This window comes from Dietzia sp. NCCP-2495 (assembly GCF_026011735.1).
In the GTDB taxonomy this organism is placed as follows: Bacteria; Actinomycetota; Actinomycetes; order Mycobacteriales; family Mycobacteriaceae; genus Dietzia.
On sequence record NZ_BRVN01000032.1, the window covers coordinates 1 to 23,382 of the forward strand.

Consider the following 23,382-nt stretch of genomic DNA (forward strand, 5'->3'; position numbering starts at 1 on the left):
TTCGGGTCGACAAGCGCGACGGAGTGACGTGCTTGTGTAATCCCTCGGCGGCCCGCAGAGTTTCTCAGTGATTCAGCGAGAGATTCAGGCGTGATGATCCTGCGCTTCAGTGCGGCATCGGCAGTCACCACGGCAGTGTCTCTCGTGGTGGACAGCGTGATGTCGATGACCGTCCGGTCGGCATTGGTGACCCGGAGCCCGTCGACCGATGTCGCTACCGTGGACAGATCCGGCACACTCCGAAACCTTGCCACTCGTGACGATCTGCCCCGGTTGGACGATCCTTCGGCCGCCATCGACAGCGTGCGCAATGGCAGTCCGTAGTCGGGTAGCCCGTGTATCAGGGCTGCTGACGCATGCGTGAACACCGGTCGATCGAGCGCGGCATTCGCTGCGAGGACAAGCATGAGATGCCGTTGACTTCGATTGAGTTCGCGGGCCTCTCCGTCGACATAGAAGCCTGGTCTCAGTCGGATCAGATCGCCGGAGGACACCGCTCGGCTAATGGCTTGAGCAGTCAGACCTCGGCCGCGTAGCTGATTCGAGGTGAGCAGGAGGGGCATGAGTTCATCGATGTTGTTCACGCGCTCGATGGTCGCCCGAGCGTCGTCGGGGATTTCCTTGTGCGCAGTCAATCCGGGGTCGCCTGTGGATGAAGCGGGGCGTGAGGGAGCTTTGCTCAATGCAACAAATGTCCAGTGCACGCGAGTAGGTGGACGTCATTGGCGGGGACGTTCGGACGATCGCGCTTCGAATTCGGCTGCACATTCAAACTCGCCTATCAGATTGCGCTACGCCCATGTAGTTCCATAGGCGTAGCGCAATCCGATAGGCGTGGAGCGAGCGGACATCGAGCAGCCGTCATCGAGCAAGCGGTCAGCGACCAACGATCAGCGTGGCCAGGGGAGCGCGAGTCAGCGCAGCCGCAACGCGGGGCGTCAGCGCAACGCAGCGGTCAGCGACCAACGATCAGCGTCGCCAGCGCAGCGCGAGTCAGCGCAGCCGCAGCGGGACTCCGTCGGTGACGTGTTTGCGCACGTCGTCGGAGGTGAGCAGGTAGCCCATCACCACCACGGCCAGGATCGACAGCACGGTGCCGATCACAGACACGAACGTGACGCTGTCGAACATCATGCGGGCCCCCGAACTCAAGGCCAACAGGGTGACGGCGGAGCTGATCACCAGGCGCGACGACGGCCGGGCCAGCCACAGCAGGATGCCGCCGGCGATGAGCAGGGCGCCCAGAAGCATCGACGACACCGCCGTGACGATCATTGGTCCGAGGCCGGAGGTGTCGTCGCCGCCCGCGGCTGTGGCGGTCACGCCGACGAGGGTCGCGAAGCTCGAGGCCAGACCGATGAGTCCGAACGCCGCGGTCATCGCGATCAGTGCCCAGACCGCGGGCTTGGACGGGGGCTCCAGATCGGAGAGTTCGTGACCGTAGTCGCTCATGCGAGCCCCCTCGAGCGGTCGGAGGAATCCTGTTCGGCGAGCTCCATGGTGCGCACGAGCATGGGGGCCACCACGTCGTCCTCGGTGAGGAAACCATCGTGGCCGGCGGGGCTGTCGATCACCACGAGCGGGTCCGCGCCCGGAAGCAGCTCGGCCAGTTCCTCCTGCTGGCGCAGTGGGTACAGCCGGTCGGTGGTGACGCCGCCGATCACGCACGGCACGGGACACGAGCGCAGCGCCTCCTCGACGCCGCCTCGGTCCAGCCCTACGTCGTGCCTGTTCAGGGCGTCGGTGAGCAGGACATAGGTGCAGGCGTCGAAGCGGGAGACCAGCTTGCCGGCCTGATGGTCGAGGTAGGACTGCACGGCGAACCGGCCCGCCATGGACAGGTCCTCGGCGCGCGGATCCTCACCGGGCTGCGGCCGGTTGGCGAAGCGCTCGTCCAGCTCCTCCTCGCCGCGGTAGGTCAGATGCGCGATCCGGCGGGCGATGCCCAGGCCGGTCACGGGCGTGCGGCCGGTGCCGTGGTACCCGCCCTGCTGCCAGTGCGGATCGGAGGTCACCGCCATGATCTGCGCGGTCTGGATGCCGATCTGGTCGGCGGACGCCCGGGCGCCCACGGCAAGGACGCAGGCGGCGCGGACGCGGTCGGGGTAGGTGACCATCCACTCGAGAGTGCGGGCACCCCCCATCGAGCCTCCGATCACGGCGGCCCAGCGATCGATGCCGAGCAGGTCGGCGAGGATCCGCTCGGCCTCGATCATGTCCCGCACGGAGACGGCGGGGAAGCGTGCGCCCCAGTAGTGCCCGTCGGGGTGCAACGAGCTGGGCCCGGTCGACCCGCGGCAGCCACCCAGGACGTTGACGGACACCACGCACCAGCGATCGGTGTCCAGCGGTAGGCCGGGCCCGACGAGCCCGTTCCACCAGCCCGGGGTGGGGTGCAGCGAATCGACCGGCCCCACGACGTGCGAGTCGCCGGTCAACGCGTGCTCGACCAGCACGACGTTGGACTTCTCGGCGTTGATCCGGCCCCACCGCTGCACCGCGAGCGTCACCGCCGGGAGGACGACACCCGTGACCAGCGTGATGTCGCCTATGGCGACGTGGCCGAGAGTGCCGTCACCCGGAGGCAGCAGCGCGAGCGGATCGGTGGGGCGGACCATGGGATTACCGTCAGGAGATCGCGGCGAACCCGAGCTCGAGGTCGCCGATGATGTCCTCGACGGCCTCGATGCCCACCGACAGGCGGATGCTCGAGATCGAGACACCGGCCTTGGCGTTGGACTCCGGGGTGCCCTGCGAGTGGGTGGTGGTGGCCGGGTGGCTCACCAGCGACCGCACGTCGCCGATGTTGACGAGGCACGAGTGCAGCTTGAGCGCGTCGATGAACGCCCAGGCCCGCTTCTTGAGGTCCTCGTCGGACGCGCCCTCGGGGGCGGTCAGCTCGAACGTGATGATCGCGCCGGCGCCCTTGGGGGAGATCTTCTTCTGGGTGGCGTTCCACGGCGAGGACGCCAGGCCAGCGTAGTTGACCGTGGCCACGTCGTCGCGGGCCTCGAGCCACTCGGCGATCATCTGCGCGTTGGAGATGTGCCGCTCGACGCGCAGGCTCAGGGTGTCGATGCCCTGCGCGATGGCCCAGGCGTTGAACGGGCTCGGCGCCGCGCCGGTGTCGCGCAGGAGCGTGACGCGGGCCTTGAGGGCCAGCGCCGGCGCGCCCAGGTCGGCGTAGACCGCGCCGTGGTACGCGGGGTCCGGGGTGGTGAAGGACGGGTAGAGGTCCTCACCGTCGCGCTGCGCGCGCCAGTCGAACGACCCGCCGTCGACCAGGACGCCGGCGAGCGACGAGCCGTGGCCGCCGAGGTACTTGGTGGCGGAGATGACGACGACGTCGGCGCCCTGCTCCAGTGGCCGGACGAGGTACGGCGTGGCGGTCGTGTTGTCGACGATCAGCGGGGCCTGGTTCTTATGGGCGACCTCGGCGATGGCCGGGATGTCCAACACGTCGTTGAGCGGGTTGGAGATGGTCTCGGCGTAGAACGCGCGGGTGTTCGGCCGGACCGCTGCCTGCCAGGAGGCGGGATCGTCCGGGTCCTCGACGAACGTGGTCTCGATGCCGTACTTGGGCAGGGTGTGCCGCAGCAGGGCGTCGGTACCGCCGTAGAGGCGAGGTGAGGCCACGATGTGTCCGCCGGCCTGGACGATCGACTGGATGGCGGCGGTCTCGGCGGCCTGGCCCGAGGCGAACATCGTCGCGGCGACGCCGCCCTCGAGGGAGGCGATGCGCTCCTCGACCGCGCCGACAGTCGGGTTGGTGATGCGCGTGTAGATGGGGCCCATCTCGGACAGGGCGAACCGGTTGGCGGCCTGCTCGGCGTCCGCGAAGACGTACGAGGTGGTCTGGTAAATCGGCAGGTTGCGGGCGCCGGTGTCGGAGTCGACCGGCTGACCGGCGTGGATCTGACGGGTTTCGAAGGCCCAGTCGGGATTCGAGTTGTCGTAGGTCATGGGGGCGGAGCCCCTCCTCTCATCGAAAAGGGTCCGCCCGCTCATACGACAGCGGACCCGCGCTTGCCTCCCACCCGGATGGGTGTGGGCCAGGTCGTCTCCCGGGGCACCCCACCGCGGTGGAGGGTTGCCGTCCAGCGAGCCGGGGCTTATCGCTGGCACTCATGACCTGGGGCCAGGTTAGCCTAAGCCGCTCGAACCCCGCAAAAGGACCTACCGCGAGAATCGGCAGTGGTGGGTGTGGGGCAGGGCATCGCCCATCAGTTCGTTCAGGCCGTCTCCGGCTTCTGAGCTGATCCCGCGTTCCGCTGTCGTAGCCCCCGACGGGGTCGGCGTGCGCGGGTCGGCATTGCCGCGGCGTAGCCTGCTGCGGTGCCCCAGCCCTCCGACCGCCCCGACACCACCGCCGGCGCTGCTGCCGACACCGCTGCCACGGCCGACACCGCCGCCGACACCGCTGCCGCGGCCGACACTGCCGCCGCTCGCCAGTTCAGCCCCGCCCGCGTGAACCTGGCGATCCTCGCGCTGGCGCTCGGCGGGTTCGGCATCGGCGTCACCGAGTTCGCCGCGATGGGCCTGCTCCGCTCGATCGCCGAGAGCTTCGGTGTCGCCGAGCCCGAGGCCGGCACCGTCATCTCCGCCTATGCCCTCGGCGTGGTGGTGGGCGCCCCGCTGCTGACGGTGTGGACCTCCAGGTGGCGGCGGCGTACCCTGCTCATGGTCCTCATGGGACTGTTCACCGTCGGCAACGCCTCCGCGGCGTTCGCGCCGTCGCTCGAGACCCTCGTCGCCGCCCGCTTCCTCGCGGGCATCCCGCACGGCGCCTACTTCGGTGTCGCCTCGCTGGTCGCCGCGTCGCTGGCCGGGCCGGGAAAGCAGGCCCGCGCGGTCGCGAGCGTCCTGCTGGGGCTGTCGGTCGCGAACGTCATCGGCGTCCCCGTCGCCACATGGCTGGGCGATGCCGCCGGCTGGGAGCGCGCCTTTCTCGCGGTGGGGGTGATCGGCGCACTGACCGTGGCGGCGATCCTCGTCGTCGTCCCCGAACCCCCGGCCGGCCCCGTGGTCAGGGCGAGGGAGGAGCTCGCGGCGCTGGCCCGGCCGCAGATCCTCGCGACACTCGCGGTGGGTGCGGTCGGCTTCGGCGGCATGTTCGCGATCTACACGTACATCCAGTGGACGATGGTCGACGTGGCCGGCATCGACCGCGCGTGGATGCCCGCGGTGCTGGCGATCTACGGGCTCGGCATGGTCGCCGGCAATGTGCTCGGCGGGATCATCGCCGACCGCAACCTCGACGGCGGACTCGTCACCATCACCGCGATCATGGTCGGGATCCTCGCGCTGTTCGCCGTCGCCGCGCACCATCCGGTGACCGCGATCGTGGGCCTGTTCCTCGTCGGCTCCACCGGGTCGGCGCTCGTGCCCGGCCTGCAGACGCGGCTCATGCGGTACGCCGGGCGCGGGCAGACGCTCGCCGCCGCGCTCAACCACTCGGCGCTCAACGCGGCCAACGCGCTGGGGGCGTGGATCGGCGGCGTGGTGATCGCGCTGGGGTTCGGCTACACCTCGCCGGCGCTCGCGGGGGCGTCGTTGGCGGCGATCGGACTCGTGATCCTCGCGGCCGCGGCGGTGGGGGCGCGGCGCAGCGAGGCGGCGTAGGGGCGCTCGCGTAGGCGACGGGACGTGAGTGCCGCGGCGCAGCGAGGCGGCGTAGGGCGCGGCGCAGCGCGAGTGACTGCGACGTGGCCCAAGTGCCGTACAAGTGAACAGCTGACCACTTTCAGTTGAACCTGCTGCCGCACAACACACCTGACTCGGGGGAGGGCCCAAGCAGGGGGCATATGCGGGCGTCGTGGTGATCTAGGTTCCCCTCCGACCGGCCCGGTGTCCGCGGGCCCCAGCGGGTGAGAATCGGAGGCGGCGATGCGTGTGCGCCGGAGTGTGAAGGTGTGGTGGGTCATCGCGGCGGTGATCGCGCTGGTGGTGGCCGTCCTGCCGCAGGTCGGACCGACCGCGTGGGCGCAGGGAGACGCCGGAGGAAGTACGACGACGACACCGTCGCCGTCGGCAGGTCAGGCCGCGGGTGCTGCCGATGCGGAGCTGGCGATCATCATGGACGCCTCGTCGTCGATGTTGCAGCCGGATGAAGGCGGCACACGGTTGGACGTGGCCAAGCGTGCTGCAACCGACCTGGTGGACTCGCTGCCGGACATCGCGAACGTCGGGATGCTGGCCTACGGCACCCAGGTCTCGGATGCGCCGGAGAACCACGAGCGCGGCTGCGCCGCTATCCGCGAGCTGGCGCCGGTGGGGGCCGTCGACAAGGACCGCCTGCGCGGCGAGATCGACGGTCTCGAGGCCCGCGGGTACACGCCGATCGGCAACTCGCTGCGCGCGGCGGCGGACATGCTCTCGCCGGATGCCGCGGATCGCTCGATCGTGCTGGTCTCCGACGGGATCGACACGTGCGCCCCGCCTCCGCCGTGCGAGGTGGCCGCGGAGCTCGCCGATGAGGGAGTGGGTCTGGCCGTGCACGTGGTGGGGTTCCGCGCCGACGAGGCCACGCGCGCCGAGCTCGAGTGCATCGCCGGCGCAACCGGCGGCACGTACCGACAGGCCGATGACGCCGCCGCTCTGAGCGAGTCGCTGCAGTTCCTGGCCCAGCGGGCGATCGTGGAGTACGAGACGACGGGCACCGAGTTCCAGTTCGCCGACACCCCCGATGACGCCCTCTACGTCGGTCAGGGCCTCTACCGGACCACGGTGCAGACCGTGTCCGAGCTCAACACCGCCGCCGTGCCGGAGAAGTTTCTCCGCGTCGCCGTCCCCGAGGGACATCGTGCCTACGTCGCGGTCACGGCGCTGCCGCGCATCAACCTGACCGACACGGGCGGCGGCGAGGGGATCAACGTCCGGCTGACATCGACCAACGAGTCCGATGCCGACTGCACCAACAACTCCGTGACGGCGCAGACGAGCGGCGGCGGCTGGGAACCCCCGGAATCGACGGTCCTCGCGTTCGCGGGCCAGGAGCCGGGTGACGAGTGCGACGGCACCCAGTTCCTCGTGGCCGCCCAGTTCAACACCGCGGGCCTGGGTACGGCCGAGGAGCTCGAGGTGGAGATGTCGGTGCAGTTCGAGCCGATGCCCGGCAACGAGGTGGGCACCTGGCCGGAAGGCCACCCCGGCAGCGCGCCCGACGCGGCTCCGGTCGAGATCTCGGGCCCGCAGCCGGTCGCGGGCGGGAACAGCTTCGCCAATGCGGCCGAGATCACCGAGGGGTCGTTCTCGGACGCGATCGTCCCCGGCGAGTTCCGTTACTACCGCGTCCCGGTCCAGTGGGGTCAGCGTCCGGTGGTGACGGTGGGCACCGGTCCGTCCGCCCGCGGGGAAGTCGACACGCTCCACGCCGCCCTCTTCGACCCGGTGCGGCGCGACGTCGCGTCCGAGCACATGAGCAGCCACGACGACACCGCCGACCTCACGCTCACCGCGGACCGGCCAGTGAATTTCACCAACAGGGACGCCAACCTGGGAGGCGAGCGCGTGTCGATCGCGGGCGAGCACTATCTCGCGGTGTCGATGAACGTCTCCGGCACCGGGCCGACCGGGGTGGAGCAGCCGTTCGAGTTCGCGGTCCGCATGGACGGAGAGCCCGGCGAGGGACCGGACTGGGCGCCGGTGAACGAGCCGGGGCCGACGCCGTCTGCATCGCCTATCGGGTTCGACGGCGCCGCACCCGACGGCGACGCGACCGGGGGAGCGAGCGACAGCAACGAGAACAACGACGACAACGCCTCCGCTGCCGCCGCTCCCGAGGATTCCGGACTGCCCGGCTGGGCACTCCCCGCCGGTATCGGGGTGGTGCTGCTGATCATCGCGGGGCTCGGCCTGTGGTTCTTCAGCCGTGGCAAGTCGTCGCGCTGACCCCGCGACACCACTCGCGCTGGCCCCGCGACGCCACTCGCGCTGACGCCGCGACGCCACTCGCGCTGGCCCCGCGAAGTCAGCCGTCACTCCCGTACGCTTTCGCGAATCCCGAGCTGGGCAAACGATGACCGGAGTGACGGCTGACTGCCGCGGCGAGGGCCGTCACTTGCGTACACCTTCGCGAATTGCGCTGACACCGTTTCGCCGCACGCGTTGGCACCGCGGCCACACCGCACCATGAGGCGCCTCACCCGCAGACCGCGTACACAACCTCAGTGTGCAGCACCAGGGCGTCGCCCCGGTCAGTCGTCACCCCAGTCGGCGGCCATGTCGTCCACAAGTGCCTGATCTTCCGCCTCGTGCGCGCTGGTAGCAATGGCCGCGGACTGCCTGTGGTCCTCAACCGCGAAACCAGGCCACGTGACATCAGGGACCCATATCTGGACCGGTCGCAATCCGTGCGCGCGGAGTCGCTCCCAGTGGCGGCAAACGCGGTCGCTGGAGCTCATGTGTGCCACGCTACTGCTGACGCGTCGGGTTGGGGCGCGGTCGCCGCTAGTGGCTACCATGGCGGCCGTGAGCCTTACCGTGTCGACCGTCAACGTCAACGGGATCCGCGCCGCCGTGAAGCAGCGGTCGGAGACCAACCTCGGATTCCTGCCCTGGCTCGAGGCCAGCGGCGTGGATGTGGTGGCCCTGCAGGAGGTGCGCGCGGACGCCGATCAGACCGCCAAGGCACTGGCTCCCGCGATCGACGCCGGCTGGCATCTGATCGGTGCGCCGTCGGAGCTCAAGGGTCGCGCTGGAGTGGCCCTGCTGTCGCGGCATGAGCCGACCGAGGTTCAGATCGGCTACGGCGACCCCGAGTTCGCCGAGTCCGGCCGCTACATCGAGGCCACCTACCCCGGCGCCGCCGCAGGGGAGACTGTGACCATCGCGAGCCTGTACCTGCCGTCGGGCTCGGCCAACACGCCCAAGCAGGACGAGAAGGACCGCTTTCTCGGCACCTTCCGCGAGTTCCTCACCGAGCGTGCCGGGTCGGTCGGCGCGCGGGAGGGGCACGAGATGATCATCTGCGGCGACTGGAATATCGCCCACCGCGAGGCCGACCTGAAGAACCACAAGGGAAATCACAAGAACTCCGGATTCCTGCCGCACGAGCGGGAGTGGATGACCGGCCTGTTCGCCGACGGCAGCGGCTGGAACGACGTGGTTCGTCACCGTCGCCCCGACGAGGTGGGGCCGTACTCGTGGTGGTCGCAGCGCGGCCAGGCCTTCGACAACGACGCGGGCTGGCGCATCGACTACCACGTGGTGACCGACGGGCTGCTCGAGCGCGCAGTGTCCGACCGTGTCGATCGCGCGAGCGCCTACGACATGCGCTGGTCGGACCACGCACCGGTGACCGTCGTCTACGAGTGACTGCGGCGGATCGTCGACTCTCGTAGCCTCGGGAGCATGCCGAAGTACGCCACCGCAGAACGCACTGACCGCGACGCCCTAGTCGAGTTCCTCTCATCCCGGCACCGGGCCGTACTCATCACCAGGCGCGCCTCCGGCGGCCTCCAGTCCTCGCCGGTGACCTGTGGCATCGACGCGCAGGGGCGCCTGACCGTGGCCACCTATCCGCAGCGGGCCAAGGTGAGCAACATCCGCCGCGACCCGGCCGTGAGTGTGTGCGTCCTGTCGGACGACTGGAACGGCGCGTACGTGCATCTCGACGGCACTGCCGAGGTGATCGACCTGCCCGAGTCGGTGGAGCCGCTGGTCGAGTACTTCCGCAGCGTCGCCGGCGAGCACAGTGACTGGGACGAGTACCGCGAGGCGATGGTCAAGCAGGGCAAGAGCCTCATCCGCGTGACCATCGACGACTGGGGCCCAGTCGCCACGGGCGGGTTCCCGCCGCCAACGGAGTAGGACTGACGCGGCGTAGGGCTGTTCCGGGGTGATAGGGACGAGTGCCCGCGGTGCGACCGATGTCGGCGCCGATGCACGAGTCCCCGAACGTCACACACCCCACACGCCGGGGAGCGCGAATCGCGCGCCGTGGGATGATGGGGATCATGTCTGAGCAGTCCTCCTCCGCAACCCCCGCCAAGCGCCAGCGCGTCCTGTCCGGCATCCAGCCGACCGCTGACTCGTACCATCTCGGCAACTACCTGGGCGCGGTGCGGCAGTGGGTCGACCTGCAGGACGACTACGACGCCTTCTACTTCATCCCCGACCTGCACGCGATCACCGTCCGCCAGGACCCCAAGGAACTCCGCGAGCGCGTCTTCCGCGGCTGTGCGCAGCTCCTCGCGCTGGGGATCGACCCGGCGAAGTCGGTGCTGTTCGTGCAGTCGCACGTGCCCGAGCACGCCGAACTGTCGTGGGTCCTGAGTTGCATCACCGGTTACGGCGAGGCCGCCCGCATGACCCAGTTCAAGGACAAGGCCGCCAAGCAGGGGACCGACGGCACCACCGTGGGCCTGTTCACCTACCCGGTGCTCATGGCCGCCGACATCCTGCTCTACCGCCCGCACCTCGTGCCGGTCGGAGAGGACCAGCGGCAGCACCTTGAGCTCACGCGCGACCTCGCGATGCGGTTCAACTCCCGCTACAAGAAGACCTTCGTGGTGCCCGAGGGCAAGATCCTCGAGGGCTCCGCCAAGATCTATGACCTGCAGGAGCCCACCGCCAAGATGAGTAAGTCGGGTTCCAACCCGAAGGGCATCGTCAACCTCCTCGATGATCCCAAGGTCTCCGCCAAGCGCATCCGCAGCGCCGTGACGGACAACGACGGCGTGATCCGCTTCGACCGGGAGATGAAGCCCGGTGTGTCCAACCTGTTGACCATCCAGTCGTCGTTCACCGGACGGCCGGTCGCCGACATCGTGGCCGACTATCAGGCCGCGGGTGCCCAGTACGGCGCGCTCAAGGCTGACACCGCTGACGCGCTGGAGGCGTTCGTGACCCCGCTGCGCGGTCGGTTCGACGAGTTCATGTCCGACCGGGCCGAGCTCGAGCGCATCCTCGCCGACGGAGCCGAGCGCGCGCGTGCGGTGGCCAGCCCGGTGCTCTCGCAGGTCTATCAGGCGGTCGGGTTCACCGCTCCTAATCGGGGCTGACGCTCTTCTCGCTGTTGATGCTCTACACGCGGGAGCCCAGCTTCTCGCGAGTGGCCGCGTCGGCCGGCAGGAACGTCTCGAGGTGGAGCGAATCGAGCGTGACATCCGCCGGCCCCTCGATCCGTGACGCGACGCTGAACAGGCGTAGAGGTCCGTGGTCGGAATCGAGTTCCAGGAACACCACCGGGCTGACCGGAACTGCGGCCGTCGAGCCAGCGGCCGTCGAGCCAGCGGCCGTTGAGCCAGCGGCCGTTGAGCCGGCTGTCGACTGGCCCCTATCCGGCTGACCCACGCCTGGCTGCGTGGCGTCCGGGTACCCGGTGACCTCGTCGTGCAGGGCCCGCAGTGTGGAGTCTCCGCCGGTGATGCGGATCCGCTGCTCGAGCTGATGGATCAGGTGTGCCCGCCACTGCGCGAGATTGCGGATGCGGGGCGCGAGTCCGTCCGGGTGCAGGCTGAGCCTGATGACATTGATCGGTGGCTCGAGCAGTGCAGGAGCGCACCCGGCCAGCAGCGGGTCGACGGACGTGTTGGAGTCGACGACGTCCCAGTGATCGTCCAGTAGAAGCGCCGGGTATGGCGCGTGGGCGTCCAGGAGCCCACGCAGGCCGGCCATGACCGAGGAGAGATTCTCATCGGCCAGGTCGCGTCGGGGATGCTGCGGTGCGAACCCGCCCGCCAACAGCAGATCGTTCTGGTCCGCCATGGGTACCTCGAGCGCGGAGGCGAGGCGGAGGATCATCTCAGCCGTGGGGCGGGATCTGCCGTTCTCGATGAAGCTGAGGTGGCGGGTGCTCACCTCCGCCCGGGAAGACAGCGCGAGCTGACTCAGTCCCCGCAGCTCGCGCCAGCGTCGGACCTCGTCGCCGAGCCTGGCCGGGGCGGTGGTCTGGGTCATGGACTCCAGGCTAGGCGGCGGCTCCGGCGGGAGCCATGACCTCTGAGGTAATCACGGCGGCTGAGCCAAGCACTGAGGCTGAACCAAGCACTGAGGCTAAGGTAATCGCGGAGGCTGAGGTACTCACTGCAGCGCAGCGAAGAGTGCGTAGGTCAGGCCTCGCGGGTGCCCTGCTGGAAGGTCTGACGCCACGTCGTGCCCGAGCGCACCCAGACCGAGCTGCGAAGCACTGCCGGGCCCTCGGAGTGCTCGCGCCACACGAGCAGGATCGAGTCCGACCCCACCGCCCGGGACTCGATGAGCTCCATGGTCCGGTCGCCGTGACCGCCGGAGTCGGGGCCTGCGGCGGTGCGGGCAGCCTTGTCTGCCGCGGTGCGGGCCTCCTCGTCCGCCGCAGCCAGTCGATCCTGGAGCGACCACACCTCACCGCGGGCGCACACATGGCTCCACGCCGGATCGAGCAACGCCTTGAGCTGCTTGCGATCCCGGCGGACCGCACCTGTGAGCAGTGATCGTTCGAGTTCTACGACGCGGTCGATGTCGTCGGGCCCTGCGGTGGAATCGGACGTGGAGCCCGAAGCGGGTCCATCGAAGGAGAACAGGTCCGGCTCGTCGGCAGGGGCGGGCTGCGGGGGAGCCGTGGTCGTTGTCGTCGTCGCCCTTGTCGTCGTCGACCTGGTTGTCGTCGCCCTCGTCGATGCCCCCGTGCCCTGCCCGGCTGCCGGGGGTGCGGCCGGGTCCTCGCCCGCACCCACTCCGGTCGCGCCCGGGAAACCCGGGCCGGAGTCCGGCGTCTTCTTGGCCGCGTGCGCCTTGGCGGCGCCGTTGGCGAGCTGGTCGGCCTTCTCGTTCATGTCGTGGCCGGCGTGGCCCTTCACCCACTCGAAGGTGACGTTGCGGCCCTGCATCTCGGCGTCGAGGGCCTTCATCACCTCGACGTTGAGGACCGGCTTGCCGTCGGCCTTCTTCCAGCCCTTGCGCTTCCAACCGGCCATCCACTTGGTGATGGAGTTGATGACGTACTGCGAATCGCACAGCACGTGCAGCGGCTCGTCCGAGTGGGCGGTCTGGCGCAGCAGGTCCAGGACGGCCGTGAGCTCGCCCTGGTTGTTCGTGCCGCGCTTCCAGCCGCCGCAGCGCCAGCGGGAGTCGTCGATGTACCAGGCCCAGCCGGCGGGGCCGGGATTTCCGAGGGCGGAACCGTCAGCAGCAGCGATGATCGTCACGGGTGCCGATCCTGCCACCGTCGCCCGCGGCGCCGCACACCGGGCGCGGGGAGGCAATCGGTTGGCTACCGGCGAACCGAGGCGGGCCGGACGATCGATTTATCTGCCCGGCCGTCACTTCGCCTATGGGATGTCACTCCGCCTATCTGATTTCACGCCGCCTATCGGATGTCACGCCGCCTATCGAATTCGATAGGCGGCGTGACATCCGATAGGCGTGGTCCAGCGCGGGTGGAGTGCTCCTGGCCGGATGGGCAGGCAAGGCCGGTACCGCGGTGGACGCGACTCCGCAGGTTAGCCCTGGAGTTCGCCGTCCTCGATGTCGTCGAGGTCGATCGGCCACCCGGCGTCACGCTCCTCGTCCAGCCGCGACGCCCTGGCGGCCTCGCGCATCTCGATGCCCTCAGACACGAAGTCGCCCACCTCGCGGGCGATCGACCCGATCGCGTCCGTGATGATGAGCGTGATGCGGCCGACCAGCGACGCCCCCGCCTGCACACCCGCCTGAATCTGATCCTTGTTGCGCTCGAAATCGCCCATCGGTACATCCCCTCTCGTCCGCGTGGTGCTACCGAAGGTACCCCGGCAGTGGTCGGCGGTGAGAACCCTGCGTCGTGAAATGACCGCGTGCGCGGCCGCAGTTCGCGGCCGCGCACGTCGGTCGGCTGGTGCATGTGGCGGTACTGGTGCCGGTGGTGGAGTCAGACGGAGACCAGGTCGCCGTCGACCTTCGCGCCGGTGGTCGCCGCGTCGCCCTTGGTGCGCCGCTCGATGATCACGGCCGGCGAATCGGCCGGGGTGGGGCGCAACGGCAGTGCGAGGCGGAACATCTTGGCCCACACGTTCGCGACCTGCTTCCACAGCGGCCCCGAGTTGTACGGCAGACCGTGCTCCTCACAGATCCGCCGCACGTCCTTGGCGATCTCCGGGTAGCGATGCGCGGGCAGGTCGGGGAAGAGGTGGTGCTCGATCTGGTGCGACAGGTTGCCGGTCGCGACGTGCATGAAGTTGCTGCCGGAGATGTTGGCCGAGCCGAGCATCTGCCGGACGTACCACTCGCCGCGGGTCTCCTCCGCTGTCTCCTCCTGCGTGAACACCTGCGCGCCGGACGGGAAGTGGCCGCAGAAGATCACCGAGAACGCCCAGACGTTGCGCACGAGGTTGGCGGTGACGTTGCCGGCCAGCGTGAGCGGGAACAGGGGACCGGTGAGGGCCGGGTGGACGATGTAGTCCTTGGCCACCTGACCGCGGACCTTGCGCCACCAGCCGGTCAGGAGGCCCTTGACGTCGGACCACTTGCGCTTGCCCTTGAGTACGTTCTCGTACTCGAGGTCGTGCAGCATCACGCCCCACTCGAACAGCATCATCAGCGCGAACGCGTAGGCCGGGTTGCCCAGGCGCAGCGGGTTCCACGGCTGCTCGTACTCCATTCGCAGGATGCCGTAGCCGATGTCCCGGTCCAGGTCGAGGATGTTGGTGTACGTGTGGTGCATGTAGTTGTGCGAGTGGCGCCACTGGTCTGACGGGCAGACGTTGTCCCACTCGAAGCTCGCCGAGTTGAGCATGTCGTCGCGCATCCAGTCGTACTGGCCGTGCATGACGTTGTGGCCGATCTCCATGTTGTCGAGGATCTTCGACGCGCTCAGCGCCGCGACGCCGGCGAGCCACGCGGGCGGGAGGAAGCCGAGGAACATGAGGCCTCGCCCGGCCAGTTCGAGTCGCCGCTGGAGCTTGACGATATTGAGAATGTAGTCGCGGTCGGAGGTGCCGAGGTCGGCGACGACCCGGTCGCGGATCGCGTCCAGTTCGCGGCCGATGATCTCGACGGATTCAGCCGAGAGCACGATCGGCTCCGACGCCTCGGTGGCCTTGGCCTTGGTGGCGATCTTTGTGGCCTTGTCGGCCTTGGCTGCCTTCTTCGGCGCCTTCGGCTTGGTGGATGTGGTGGTGGACTTCAGTCCGGGGAGTGGCAGGAATGCCATGATCGGTGTCCTTCCGGGGTTGTTTCCGGGCGGTGGGAGAAGATGGCCTAGAGGTCGATCTCGACGTCGCCGACAGGGGCGGAGACGCAGATCTGGACGCGGCAGCCGGGCTCGGAGTCGACCTCGCCGGTGCGCAGGTCGCGCGTCGCGCCGGACAGGCGGACGGCCGTGCAGGTGTGGCAGATACCCATGCGGCAGCCGTGCTGCGGGTTCAGTCCCGCGGCCTCGGCGCCCTCGAGCAGGGTCGCGCCGTTGTTCTGGGCGGTGACGCCGCTGCGGACGTGGGTGACGGCGCCGCCGTCGGTGTCGGGCACCTCGGCCACGGTGGCGGTGAACCGCTCACGAAGGACCTCGGCGAAGCGGTCGGTACCCAGTGCGTCCTCGAGTCCGGTGGCCAGGCCCTCGGGCCCGCACAGGAAGACGGTCGCGCCCGGATGCCACGGCGCCACGGACTCCAGGTGCGCGGCGGTGAGATGACCGTCGAGCCCCCACGTCGAGGTGCCCACGGCGGTGGGGATCACCTGCACGTCGATCCCCGCCCGCGACAGCTCACGGAGCCGGTCACGGAACGGCACGTCCTCCACTCTACGAGCGTAGTGGAGCCACGCGACCCGTCCCTGAGTGCTCGGGGTGATGGCAAGATCGGGCCCTCGCGTGCCGGTGTCCCGGTCCGCGCAGTGGCCCTCGGACGCCAGGGTCGACGCGATGGACAACATCGGTGTGATGCCGCTGCCGCCGCTGACCAGCAGGATGTCGGCAGGTCGGGTCTTGGGTAGCGACATCTCGCCGGCCGGATTGCCCAGCAGCAGGCGCATCCCGGGGGCGGCCTCGTCCCAGAGGAACTCCGAGACGGTCCCTCCCGGATGCCGGCGCACGGCGATCGTCGCCAGGCCGTCCGCGCGGGTGGCCGCGTCGACGGGGGAGTAGTGCCGACGATGGACGACGCCGTTCACCACCACGCCCACCTCGAGGGCTGCGCCGGGCTCGGGCCGCTCGACGCCGGCGGGAAGTCGCAGCGTGAGGACGGTGACGTCGGCAACCGGCCGGTCGACCGAGACGACGGTCGCCCCGGTGGGGTCGTCGGACCAGTCGAGGCCGAGCGAGCGGACGTAGTGCTCGACGGGATGCGGGGTGAGCAGCGCACGGGTGATCGAGCGGGAGATGAGGCGGCGGATGGGCGGGGCGGTCATGGGGACCTCCGTGAGATCTGGGTCGGTGTGGTCGGTCGCCTTCGGGCGCCGCAACCGTCTGCGTCTGGATTCGCGCCGCGCACCGGGAGGGTGCGGTCGCGCTGCAACTGGGGCGCGTCCGTCCGGTTCGACCACCGGACGAGTTTGAGTGTACATCCGTGCTCCGAAATGAAAAGCCTCTAGTGGCGCCGATCACATGACCGGGCGCAGGAGTGCAGACGACATGCGGTTATGCCGTGGATTCGTTAGCATTGCGGTCGTGACAGCGCCCAGGTCCCGAGCGGAACAGAAACAATACACTCGTGCACTCATCGTCGACGCGGGTCGTCAGGCGGTGGCCGCACGGGGCTTCTCGGGGCTCGTCGTGCGCGAGCTTGCCCGCGAGGCGGGCATCGTGCCCACGGCCTTCTACCGGCACTTCGACTCGGTCGACGCCCTCGCCACGGAACTCGCCACGGGCGCCGCCGACACACTGGCGCTCCTCGTCGACACGCTGGTCAGCGACCCCGCCGAGGATCCGGCCGCGACCTGGCCCGCGCAGGCGGAGAAGCTCGCCGCCGAGAACCCGCAGACCTGGTCGGTGCTCGCGCGCGGCCTGGTCGACACTGCACATCCCGATCACCGCGTACTGGTAGCCGCCTCGGACACCGCCCGCCGTCGGCTCGGGATCAGCCTGGGCAGGCTCGATGCGCTCTCCGGGGCGGACGGGGCGATGGTCGACGTGGCGGCGGACCTCGTCGTCGTCGTCCTCATCGGTCACCTCAACGCTCTCGCGGGCGGTGCCGACCCGCGCGCGGCGTCGGAGGACTGCTCCGCGCGGTTACGACTGATTCTCGCCGGTGCCGCCGCCTCCTGACGCGCGCCCCGACCGGGAGCTCAGCCCGTCTGACCGGGAGCACGGGCACTGCACGCTCCGACCGGGAGCTCAGCGCATCGCGCGCCCCGACCGGGAGCTCAGCGTCGCGATCGCAGCGTCAACACGCACCCCACCAGAACCACCAGGCCCGCCGCGCCGACCGCCAGCCACGGCCCGTACTCCTCGATCAGCGAGCCGCCGGCGACCGTTATAATGCGGTCGGGCCCGTTGGTCGCCACGGCCTCGCCGGACCCTGAACCACCCAGGCCGGCCGCCCCTACGTCACCACTGCCGGCGGCCAGCGCGGTCAGGCCGTCGGACCCGTCACCCGACCCTGCGCCCCCACCGAGTTGCCCCACGGACTCCTCGGTCGAGAACCCGGAATCGAGCAGGATCGCCGCCTGCTCCCACGGCGCCTTGGGCAGGCGGGTGCCGTCGAGCAGCACCACCGCCAGCCGCCGCCCGTCCCGCTCGGCCGAACCGATGAAGGTGTGGCGGGCGTCGTCGGTTAAACCGGTCTTGCCGCCGAGCGCGCCTTCATAGTTGTAGAGGAGCTGATTGTCGTTGGCCAGCACGAACCCCGGGTTGACAATCTCGCCGTCCGCGCGTGTCGTGGGACCTGAGTACGGCGGCGGATTGTGCGGATCCGGCGGCCCCGCGCCCTCGCCGGCCGGGTAGCCGGGGAAGCCGGTCATCTGCGTGGCGACGATATCGGCGAACTCCGGCCGCGACATCGCATCGCGCCAGATCAGCGACATGTCGTACGCGGAGGTCATCATTCCCGGCGCGTCGAGTCCGTTCACCGACCCGGCGTGCGTGCTGGTCGCGCCCAGCGCGGCGGCGTGGGCGTTCATGGCGTCGATCGTGGCGTCGATCCCGCCCATCTGGTGCGCGAGCACCACCGCGGCATCGTTGCCCGACGCCATGAGCAGTCCGCTGAGCAGCCGCGTGATCGAGTACTTCCCACCCGGCCCGACGCCCACGAGGCTACCCTCGGCGCCGTCGAGGTCCGCGTCGGTCACGGAGATGATCCGCTCCTCGTCCAACTCGTCGATCGCCACGGAGGCCAGCAGCGTCTTGATGATGCTGGCGGGCCGGTAGCGACCGTGCGGGTCCTTGGCGGCGATGATCTCGCCCGAGTCGAGGTCGGTGACCATCCAGGCGCTGGCGGTGATATCGCGCGGGACGTCAAAGCCGTCGGGCGCCACCACGTCGCACGTGTCCAGCGCCTCACCGCCGGCCGGGGTCTCGGGCACCGGGGGAGGGGCGGGCGAGGTCTGCCCGGGCCGGGGCACCTCCGACTCGTCGACGGGAGGGGGAGGCGAGGTCTGAAACGGGCACCCGGTGAGGTCGCGCGGCGTGACGAAGTACGACGACGACGTGGTGGACGGCAACACCGACGGCAGCGGTGCCTCGGTGATCGGAGTGTCCGGCACCGGCTCGGCGGAGGCGACGGGTCCCGCGGCGGCCAGTGGCACCAGGGCCGCGAGTGCGGCGGCGGTGAGGGCGGCTGCGGGGCGGATCGCGGTTCGGGCCGCTGCTCGGTGCTCCCGGCCCAGAGCGTCGCGGCCCGGGGCCTGACGAGTGTCTGTCACGGATCCACACTCTACGTCCGTCCCCGAACACGCTTTCTGAGACCCGCCGCCGCGTCGGGCCCGCTGTGGTGGCGGGCACGGAAATAGCGGCGGGCACGGAAATAGCGGCGGGCACGGAAATAGCGGCGGGCACGGAAATAGCGGCGGGGCCGCATCCTCCGAGTGGAAGATGCGGCCCCGACGGCTGAGCTCTGCGAGCTGTTCGCTCTACCGCGCGAACAGCAGCGCGCGCTTGACCTCCTGGATCGCCTGCGTCACCTGGATGCCACGGGGGCACGCGTCGGTGCAGTTGAAGGTGGTGCGGCAGCGCCACACGCCCTCGGCGTCGTTGAGGATGTCGAGACGCTCCGCGGCACCCTCGTCACGGGAGTCGAAGATGAAGCGGTGCGCGTTGACGATGGCGGCCGGACCGAAGTACGACCCGTCGTTCCAGAACACGGGGCACGAGGTGGTGCAGCACGCGCAGAGGATGCACTTGGTGGTGTCGTCGAAGCGCGCACGGTCGGTCTGCGACTGGATCCGCTCACCGGTCGGCGCGTTGCCGGAGGTGATGAGGTACGGCTTGATGTCGCGGAACGACTTGAAGAACGGCTCCATGTCGACGTACAGGTCCTTCTCCACCGGAAGTCCACGGATCGGGGCCACGGTGATGGTGACGGACTTGCCGTCCTTGGGGAGCATGTCCTTCATGAGGACCTTGCACGCCAGGCGGTTGACACCGTTGACCTGCATGGCGTCGGAACCACACACGCCGTGGGCGCAGGAGCGACGGAACGCGAACGAGCCGTCGATGTAGTTCTTGACGTACATGAGCAGGTTGAGCAGACGGTCGGACGGCAGTGCCGGGACCTCGTACTCCTTGAAGCCCGCCGAATCCGGATCCTCCGGGTTGAACCGGGCGATCTTCAGCGTGACCATGGTCGAGCCGGGCGGCACCGGGCGGTTGCCCGCACCGCTGTTGGAAGTGGTGGTATCGACTGCGGAACTCATCAGTACTTACGCTCCATCGGCTCGTAGCGGGTCTGCACAACCGGCTTCCAGTCCAGCCGGATCTCGGAGAGAAGGTCTTGACCGTTCTCCTTGAACGCCATGGTGTGCTTCATGTAGTTGGCGTCGTCGCGGTCCGGGTAGTCCTCGCGAGAGTGACCGCCGCGCGACTCCTTGCGGTTGAGGGCACCCACGACGGTGACCTCCGCCAGCTCGAGGAGGAAGCCCAGCTCGACGGCCTCCAGGAGCTCGGTGTTGAAGCGCTTGCCCTTGTCGGACACGGTGACGTCGGCGTAGCGCTTCTTCAGCTCACGCAGCTCGGCGCGGGCCTCGGTGAGCGACTGCTCGGTACGGAACACCGACGCCTTGTCGTCCATCATGGCCTGCATTTCCTTGCGGATGTCCGCGGCGTTCTCGGTGCCGTGCGGCGCGAGCATCTGCTCCATCCACTCGCGGACCATGGTCTCCGGAGCCTCGGGGAGCTCGGTGAAGTCGACCTGGGCGGCGTACTCGGCGGCGGCGATGCCGGCACGACGGCCGAACACGTTGATGTCGAGCAGCGAGTTGGTGCCCAGGCGGTTGGAACCGTGGACGGACACGCAGGCGCACTCGCCAGCGGCGTAGAGGCCGGGCACCACGTCGTCGTTGTTGCGCAGCACCTGACCGGTGATGGTGGTGGGGATGCCGCCCATGACGTAGTGGCAGGTCGGGAAGACCGGCACGAGCTCGGTGACCGGGTCGACGCCCAGGTAGGTGCGCGAGAACTCGGTGATGTCGGGGAGCTTCTCCTCGAGCACGTCGGCGCCGAGGTGGGTCACGTCGATGTAGACGTAGTCCTTCTCCGGGCCGGCGCCGCGGCCCTCGCGGACCTCCAGGACCATCGAGCGGGCGACGATGTCACGCGGCGCGAGGTCCTTGATGGTGGGGGCGTAACGCTCCATGAAGCGCTCGCCGTCGGCGTTACGCAGGATGCCGCCCTCACCGCGGACGGCCTCTGAGATGAGGATGCCCAGGCCGGCCAGCCCTGTCGGGTGGAACTGGTGGAACTCCATGTCCTCCAGTGGCAGGCCCTTGCGGAAGACCACGGCCATACCGTCACCGGTGAGGGTGTGGGCGTTGGAGGTGGTCTTGTACATACGGCCCGAGCCGCCGGTGGCGAACACGGTGGCCTTGGAGTGGAAGACGTGCAGGTCGCCGGAGGCCAGCTCGTAGGCGACGCAGCCGGTGGCCACGGGACCCTCGGGCGTCTCGGTGAGGCACAGGTCGAGCACGTAGAACTCGTTGAAGAACTCCACGTCGTGCTTGACGCAGTTCTGGTACAGCGTCTGCAGGATCATGTGACCCGTGCGGTCGGCGGCGTAGCAGGCACGACGCACGGGCGCCTTGCCGTGGTCACGCGTGTGGCCACCGAAGCGGCGCTGGTCGATCTTGCCCTCGGGCGTGCGGTTGAACGGCAGGCCCATGTTCTCGAGGTCGATGACCGCGGTGATTGCCTCCTTGGCCATGATCTCCGCGGCGTCCTGGTCGACGAGGTAGTCGCCGCCCTTGACCGTGTCGAACGTGTGCCACTCCCAGTTGTCCTCCTCGACGTTCGCGAGGGCGGCGCACATGCCGCCCTGGGCGGCACCGGTGTGGGAGCGGGTGGGGTAGAGCTTGGTGAGGACCGCGGTGCGGGTACGCGGCCCGGCCTCGATGGCGGCGCGCATCCCGGCGCCGCCGGCGCCGACGATGACGACGTCGTACTGGTGCTGGTGAACCTGACGATCGGTCATGGGTTACTCAGTGCTCGCTTTCGAAGTGAGGAAGTCCGCTGACGAACTCTGCCGGAGGTCAGATGTCGTAGGCGAGGCCGAAGATGGCGTAGGTGCCCAGGGCGAGGACGAGGACGGTCGCCGCGACGAGGATCGCGTTGAGCCAGAACCGGGTCGAGTCCTTGCGCGAGTAGTCCGCGATGACGGTGCGGACACCGTTCGCGCCGTGGAGCTGCGCCAGCCAGAGCATGAGGATGTCCCACGTGGCCCAGAACGGGCTCTGCCAGCGGTCGGCGACGTAGGCCCAGTCGATGCGGTGGACGCCGTCGTCGATCATGAGGCCCACGGTGAGGTGGCCGATGGTGAGGAAGACCAGCGCCACGCCCGAGTAGCGCATGAACATCCACGCGTTGCGCTCGAAGTTGCCGCGCGACTTCAGTCGCGGCGAGCGGGGCTGGGCCAGCGAGGCCGGACGATCGTAGGACGTCTGGAGAACAGGTGCGTCTGCCATGGTGATCGTTCTCCTTAGAGGTGCTCGAAGAGGAGGAAGAGAAGGCGCGCAGCCGCGGCGGCGAACACCACGACCCAGATCGCCAGGATGGCCCAGAGCATCTGGCGCTGGTACTTGGCGCCCTTGGACCAGAAGTCCACGGCGACGATCCGCAGGCCGTTCAGTGCGTGGAACAGGACCAGGGCCACGAGCCCGATCTCCATGAGACCGACGATCGGGTTCTTGTACGTGTCGATGATCGAGTTGTACGTCTCCGGGCTCACGGTGACGAGCGCGGTATCGAGCACGTGCACGAAGAGGAAGAAGAAGATCGCAACGCCGGAGATGCGGTGCGCGACCCACGACCACATCCCCGGGTCACCCTTGTAGATGTTGGTCTTTTTGGTGGGTGCCGGACGCGCCGGCGCCTGCGCAGTACTCATGGGCTTTCTCGTGCCTCCGATTCGTCTGGGCGAAGTGCCTCGGCGCGCGTGCAGTGCCACTCGACACGGCGGGCGCCTACATGGACTTTAGACCTGAGAGGGAACTGATGAGAAGCAGGGTGGGTATCGTGGCTCGAACGGGTTATGCCTGTTAGGGGACCCTAAAAGAAGTTACCGAGGGGTAGGTCGAGGTGTCTTCCAGCGAAACCGCAGCGCAATGGACCACGAACGTCGAGTTGCTTCGTGAGCGTGCACTCGAGGCGGCGCGGCGGGCCTATCGGCCGTACTCCGGGCTGGGGGTGGGCGCCGCCGCGACGGCGACCTCTGAGCCCGTGACCTCCGAGTCCGTGACCTCCGCGTCTGCAGCACCCGCCGATCCGGACACACCCGCCGGCGACGGTCCCGGCGGGATCCGCGTCGTCACCGGCTGCAACGTGGAGAACGCCTCCTACGGGCTGACGCTCTGCGCGGAGTGCTCACTCGTCTCCGACCTCTTCCGGACCGGCGGCGGGCGACTGCTCGAGCTCGTCGTCGTCGCCCACACCGGCGAGCCCCTCGCACCGTGCGGGCGCTGCCGACAGCTCCTCCACGAACACGGCGGCCCCGCCCTCGTCGTCCACGGCGCGCGCGGACCCGTGCGCCTCGGCGAGCTCCTCCCGGACGCCTTCGGGCCGGGAGACCTGGCGTGAGTGGGGGACAGGGCGCCGCGGGAGGGCCTGGCGCGAGGCCGTCCTCGCCGCGTCGGTTCGACGCCGTGCGGATCATCGAGGCCAAGAGGGACGGGCGAGAGCTCGACGACGACGAGGTGGACTGGATCCTCGACGCCTTCACCCGCAGGGAGATCGTCCCGGAACAGATGTCCGCGCTGGCGATGGCGATCTACTTCCGTGGCATGACCGACGCAGAGATCTCCCGGTGGACCACCGCCATGGTCCGCTCCGGGACCCGGCTCGACCTGACC

The 23,382-nt window shown here is 69.1% G+C and carries 22 protein-coding genes, 1 pseudogene and 1 riboswitch; of the genes and pseudogenes, 8 read left to right on the forward strand and 15 right to left on the reverse strand.

Annotation, left to right across the window (positions count from 1 at the left end; genetic code table 11):
• The 4 genes from OPF83_RS16225 to OPF83_RS16240 all read right to left on the reverse strand — a co-directional run.
• Positions 1 to 584, reverse strand: a 584-nt coding sequence (locus OPF83_RS16225) for a type IV toxin-antitoxin system AbiEi family antitoxin domain-containing protein (protein WP_264888670.1), incomplete at its 3' end; no start/stop codon positions are given.
• Between the two features lie 409 nt (positions 585 to 993).
• Positions 994 to 1,452: a hypothetical protein gene (locus tag OPF83_RS16230; RefSeq protein WP_264888671.1), complete on the reverse strand. Its 459-nt coding sequence runs from the start codon at positions 1,450 to 1,452 to the stop codon at positions 994 to 996.
• Complete coding sequence (locus OPF83_RS16235) at positions 1,449 to 2,618, reverse strand: homoserine O-acetyltransferase (protein ID WP_264888672.1); 1,170 nt, start codon at positions 2,616 to 2,618, stop codon at positions 1,449 to 1,451. The genes OPF83_RS16230 and OPF83_RS16235 overlap by 4 nt, the downstream gene beginning before the upstream one ends.
• Positions 2,619 to 2,628: 10 nt before the next feature.
• Positions 2,629 to 3,963, reverse strand: a complete 1,335-nt coding sequence (locus tag OPF83_RS16240; RefSeq protein ID WP_264888673.1) for an O-acetylhomoserine aminocarboxypropyltransferase/cysteine synthase family protein — start codon at positions 3,961 to 3,963, stop codon at positions 2,629 to 2,631.
• Between the two features lie 54 nt (positions 3,964 to 4,017).
• A riboswitch (SAM riboswitch) is annotated at positions 4,018 to 4,133 on the reverse strand.
• Between the two features lie 346 nt (positions 4,134 to 4,479).
• On the opposite strand from OPF83_RS16240, the gene OPF83_RS16245 reads away from it, so the two are divergent.
• Positions 4,480 to 5,622 carry an MFS transporter gene (locus OPF83_RS16245; protein WP_375546287.1) on the forward strand — a complete coding sequence of 381 codons (1,143 nt, stop codon included), beginning with the start codon at positions 4,480 to 4,482 and terminating at the stop codon, positions 5,620 to 5,622.
• A 264-nt stretch (positions 5,623 to 5,886) separates the two neighbouring features.
• Positions 5,887 to 7,890, forward strand: coding sequence for a VWA domain-containing protein (locus OPF83_RS16250; protein WP_264888674.1), 2,004 nt, complete (start codon positions 5,887 to 5,889; stop codon positions 7,888 to 7,890).
• Positions 7,891 to 8,195: 305 nt separating this feature from the next.
• Here the strand turns inward: OPF83_RS16250 and OPF83_RS16255 are convergent, their stop codons facing one another.
• Positions 8,196 to 8,402 (reverse strand): antitoxin MazE family protein, encoded by a 207-nt coding sequence (locus OPF83_RS16255; RefSeq protein ID WP_264888675.1) that lies wholly within the window; start codon positions 8,400 to 8,402, stop codon positions 8,196 to 8,198.
• A 58-nt stretch (positions 8,403 to 8,460) separates the two neighbouring features.
• Here OPF83_RS16255 and OPF83_RS16260 point away from each other — a divergent pair, with 58 nt between their 5' ends.
• The 3 genes from OPF83_RS16260 (at position 8,461) to trpS (ending at position 11,003) form a co-directional block, all read left to right on the forward strand.
• A complete protein-coding gene (locus tag OPF83_RS16260; protein WP_264888676.1) occupies positions 8,461 to 9,315 on the forward strand; it encodes an exodeoxyribonuclease III in 855 nt (284 codons plus the stop codon).
• 36 nt (positions 9,316 to 9,351) lie between these two features.
• Positions 9,352 to 9,810 carry a PPOX class F420-dependent oxidoreductase gene (locus tag OPF83_RS16265; protein WP_264888678.1) on the forward strand — a complete coding sequence of 153 codons (459 nt, stop codon included), beginning with the start codon at positions 9,352 to 9,354 and terminating at the stop codon, positions 9,808 to 9,810.
• 146 nt (positions 9,811 to 9,956) lie between these two features.
• Positions 9,957 to 11,003, forward strand: a complete 1,047-nt coding sequence (gene trpS, locus OPF83_RS16270) for a tryptophan--tRNA ligase (RefSeq protein WP_264888679.1) — start codon at positions 9,957 to 9,959, stop codon at positions 11,001 to 11,003.
• A 22-nt stretch (positions 11,004 to 11,025) separates the two neighbouring features.
• Here trpS and OPF83_RS16275 read toward each other — a convergent pair whose 3' ends face one another.
• From OPF83_RS16275 to OPF83_RS16295, 5 genes are all read right to left on the reverse strand, one after another.
• Entirely contained in the window at positions 11,026 to 11,901 is an 876-nt protein-coding gene (locus OPF83_RS16275) for a helix-turn-helix domain-containing protein (RefSeq protein ID WP_264888680.1), read from the reverse strand.
• 152 nt (positions 11,902 to 12,053) lie between these two features.
• Positions 12,054 to 13,127: a ribonuclease HI family protein gene (locus OPF83_RS16280; RefSeq protein WP_264888681.1), complete on the reverse strand. Its 1,074-nt coding sequence runs from the start codon at positions 13,125 to 13,127 to the stop codon at positions 12,054 to 12,056.
• A gap of 294 nt (positions 13,128 to 13,421) precedes the next feature.
• The gene (locus OPF83_RS16285) at positions 13,422 to 13,667 is read right to left on the reverse strand and encodes a hypothetical protein (RefSeq protein WP_264888682.1); all 246 of its coding nucleotides are present in this window, start codon (positions 13,665 to 13,667) and stop codon (positions 13,422 to 13,424) included.
• A gap of 161 nt (positions 13,668 to 13,828) precedes the next feature.
• Positions 13,829 to 15,109, reverse strand: a complete 1,281-nt coding sequence (locus OPF83_RS16290; protein ID WP_264888683.1) for an acyl-CoA desaturase — start codon at positions 15,107 to 15,109, stop codon at positions 13,829 to 13,831.
• Between the two features lie 47 nt (positions 15,110 to 15,156).
• Positions 15,157 to 16,299: a flavin reductase family protein gene (locus OPF83_RS16295; RefSeq protein ID WP_264888684.1), complete on the reverse strand. Its 1,143-nt coding sequence runs from the start codon at positions 16,297 to 16,299 to the stop codon at positions 15,157 to 15,159.
• Between the two features lie 259 nt (positions 16,300 to 16,558).
• Between OPF83_RS16295 and OPF83_RS16300 the strand changes: the two genes are divergently transcribed.
• Positions 16,559 to 17,155 carry a TetR/AcrR family transcriptional regulator gene (locus tag OPF83_RS16300; protein ID WP_264888685.1) on the forward strand — a complete coding sequence of 199 codons (597 nt, stop codon included), beginning with the start codon at positions 16,559 to 16,561 and terminating at the stop codon, positions 17,153 to 17,155.
• Positions 17,156 to 17,253: 98 nt separating this feature from the next.
• Here the strand turns inward: OPF83_RS16300 and OPF83_RS16305 are convergent, their stop codons facing one another.
• The 5 genes from OPF83_RS16305 to sdhC form a co-directional block, all read right to left on the reverse strand.
• Complete coding sequence (locus OPF83_RS16305) at positions 17,254 to 18,750, reverse strand: D-alanyl-D-alanine carboxypeptidase family protein (protein WP_264888686.1); 1,497 nt, start codon at positions 18,748 to 18,750, stop codon at positions 17,254 to 17,256.
• Positions 18,751 to 18,957: 207 nt separating this feature from the next.
• Complete coding sequence (locus OPF83_RS16310; protein WP_264888687.1) at positions 18,958 to 19,740, reverse strand: succinate dehydrogenase iron-sulfur subunit; 783 nt, start codon at positions 19,738 to 19,740, stop codon at positions 18,958 to 18,960.
• Positions 19,740 to 21,509, reverse strand: a complete 1,770-nt coding sequence (gene sdhA, locus OPF83_RS16315; RefSeq protein ID WP_264888688.1) for a succinate dehydrogenase flavoprotein subunit — start codon at positions 21,507 to 21,509, stop codon at positions 19,740 to 19,742. The genes OPF83_RS16310 and sdhA overlap by 1 nt, the downstream gene beginning before the upstream one ends.
• Before the next feature lie 58 nt (positions 21,510 to 21,567).
• Complete coding sequence (locus tag OPF83_RS16320; RefSeq protein WP_264888689.1) at positions 21,568 to 21,999, reverse strand: succinate dehydrogenase hydrophobic membrane anchor subunit; 432 nt, start codon at positions 21,997 to 21,999, stop codon at positions 21,568 to 21,570.
• A gap of 14 nt (positions 22,000 to 22,013) precedes the next feature.
• Entirely contained in the window at positions 22,014 to 22,421 is a 408-nt protein-coding gene (gene sdhC, locus OPF83_RS16325) for a succinate dehydrogenase, cytochrome b556 subunit (RefSeq protein WP_264888690.1), read from the reverse strand.
• A gap of 191 nt (positions 22,422 to 22,612) precedes the next feature.
• Here sdhC and OPF83_RS16330 point away from each other — a divergent pair, with 191 nt between their 5' ends.
• Both OPF83_RS16330 and OPF83_RS16335 read left to right on the forward strand, forming a co-directional pair.
• Entirely contained in the window at positions 22,613 to 23,110 is a 498-nt protein-coding gene (locus OPF83_RS16330) for a cytidine deaminase (RefSeq protein ID WP_264888691.1), read from the forward strand.
• A gap of 65 nt (positions 23,111 to 23,175) precedes the next feature.
• Positions 23,176 to 23,382: pseudogene (locus OPF83_RS16335) on the forward strand (thymidine phosphorylase); the annotation flags it as partial.

What these genes read in the sequence shown, in the direction of transcription:
- sdhC (WP_264888690.1), bottom strand. Translation starts at nt 22,421, where the DNA reads ATGAGTACTGCGCAGGCGCCGGCGCGTCCGGCACCCACCAAAAAGACC.
- OPF83_RS16265 (WP_264888678.1), top strand. Translation starts at nt 9,352, where the DNA reads ATGCCGAAGTACGCCACCGCAGAACGCACTGACCGCGACGCCCTAGTC.
- OPF83_RS16255 (WP_264888675.1), bottom strand. Translation starts at nt 8,402, where the DNA reads ATGAGCTCCAGCGACCGCGTTTGCCGCCACTGGGAGCGACTCCGCGCG.
- OPF83_RS16295 (WP_264888684.1), bottom strand. Translation starts at nt 16,299, where the DNA reads ATGACCGCCCCGCCCATCCGCCGCCTCATCTCCCGCTCGATCACCCGT.
- OPF83_RS16260 (WP_264888676.1), top strand. Translation starts at nt 8,461, where the DNA reads ATGGCGGCCGTGAGCCTTACCGTGTCGACCGTCAACGTCAACGGGATC.
- OPF83_RS16320 (WP_264888689.1), bottom strand. Translation starts at nt 21,999, where the DNA reads ATGGCAGACGCACCTGTTCTCCAGACGTCCTACGATCGTCCGGCCTCG.
- OPF83_RS16240 (WP_264888673.1), bottom strand. Translation starts at nt 3,963, where the DNA reads ATGACCTACGACAACTCGAATCCCGACTGGGCCTTCGAAACCCGTCAG.
- sdhA (WP_264888688.1), bottom strand. Translation starts at nt 21,509, where the DNA reads ATGACCGATCGTCAGGTTCACCAGCACCAGTACGACGTCGTCATCGTC.
- OPF83_RS16290 (WP_264888683.1), bottom strand. Translation starts at nt 15,109, where the DNA reads ATGGCATTCCTGCCACTCCCCGGACTGAAGTCCACCACCACATCCACC.
- OPF83_RS16250 (WP_264888674.1), top strand. Translation starts at nt 5,887, where the DNA reads ATGCGTGTGCGCCGGAGTGTGAAGGTGTGGTGGGTCATCGCGGCGGTG.
- trpS (WP_264888679.1), top strand. Translation starts at nt 9,957, where the DNA reads ATGTCTGAGCAGTCCTCCTCCGCAACCCCCGCCAAGCGCCAGCGCGTC.
- OPF83_RS16230 (WP_264888671.1), bottom strand. Translation starts at nt 1,452, where the DNA reads ATGAGCGACTACGGTCACGAACTCTCCGATCTGGAGCCCCCGTCCAAG.
- OPF83_RS16310 (WP_264888687.1), bottom strand. Translation starts at nt 19,740, where the DNA reads ATGAGTTCCGCAGTCGATACCACCACTTCCAACAGCGGTGCGGGCAAC.
- OPF83_RS16235 (WP_264888672.1), bottom strand. Translation starts at nt 2,618, where the DNA reads ATGGTCCGCCCCACCGATCCGCTCGCGCTGCTGCCTCCGGGTGACGGC.
- OPF83_RS16275 (WP_264888680.1), bottom strand. Translation starts at nt 11,901, where the DNA reads ATGACCCAGACCACCGCCCCGGCCAGGCTCGGCGACGAGGTCCGACGC.
- OPF83_RS16285 (WP_264888682.1), bottom strand. Translation starts at nt 13,667, where the DNA reads ATGGGCGATTTCGAGCGCAACAAGGATCAGATTCAGGCGGGTGTGCAG.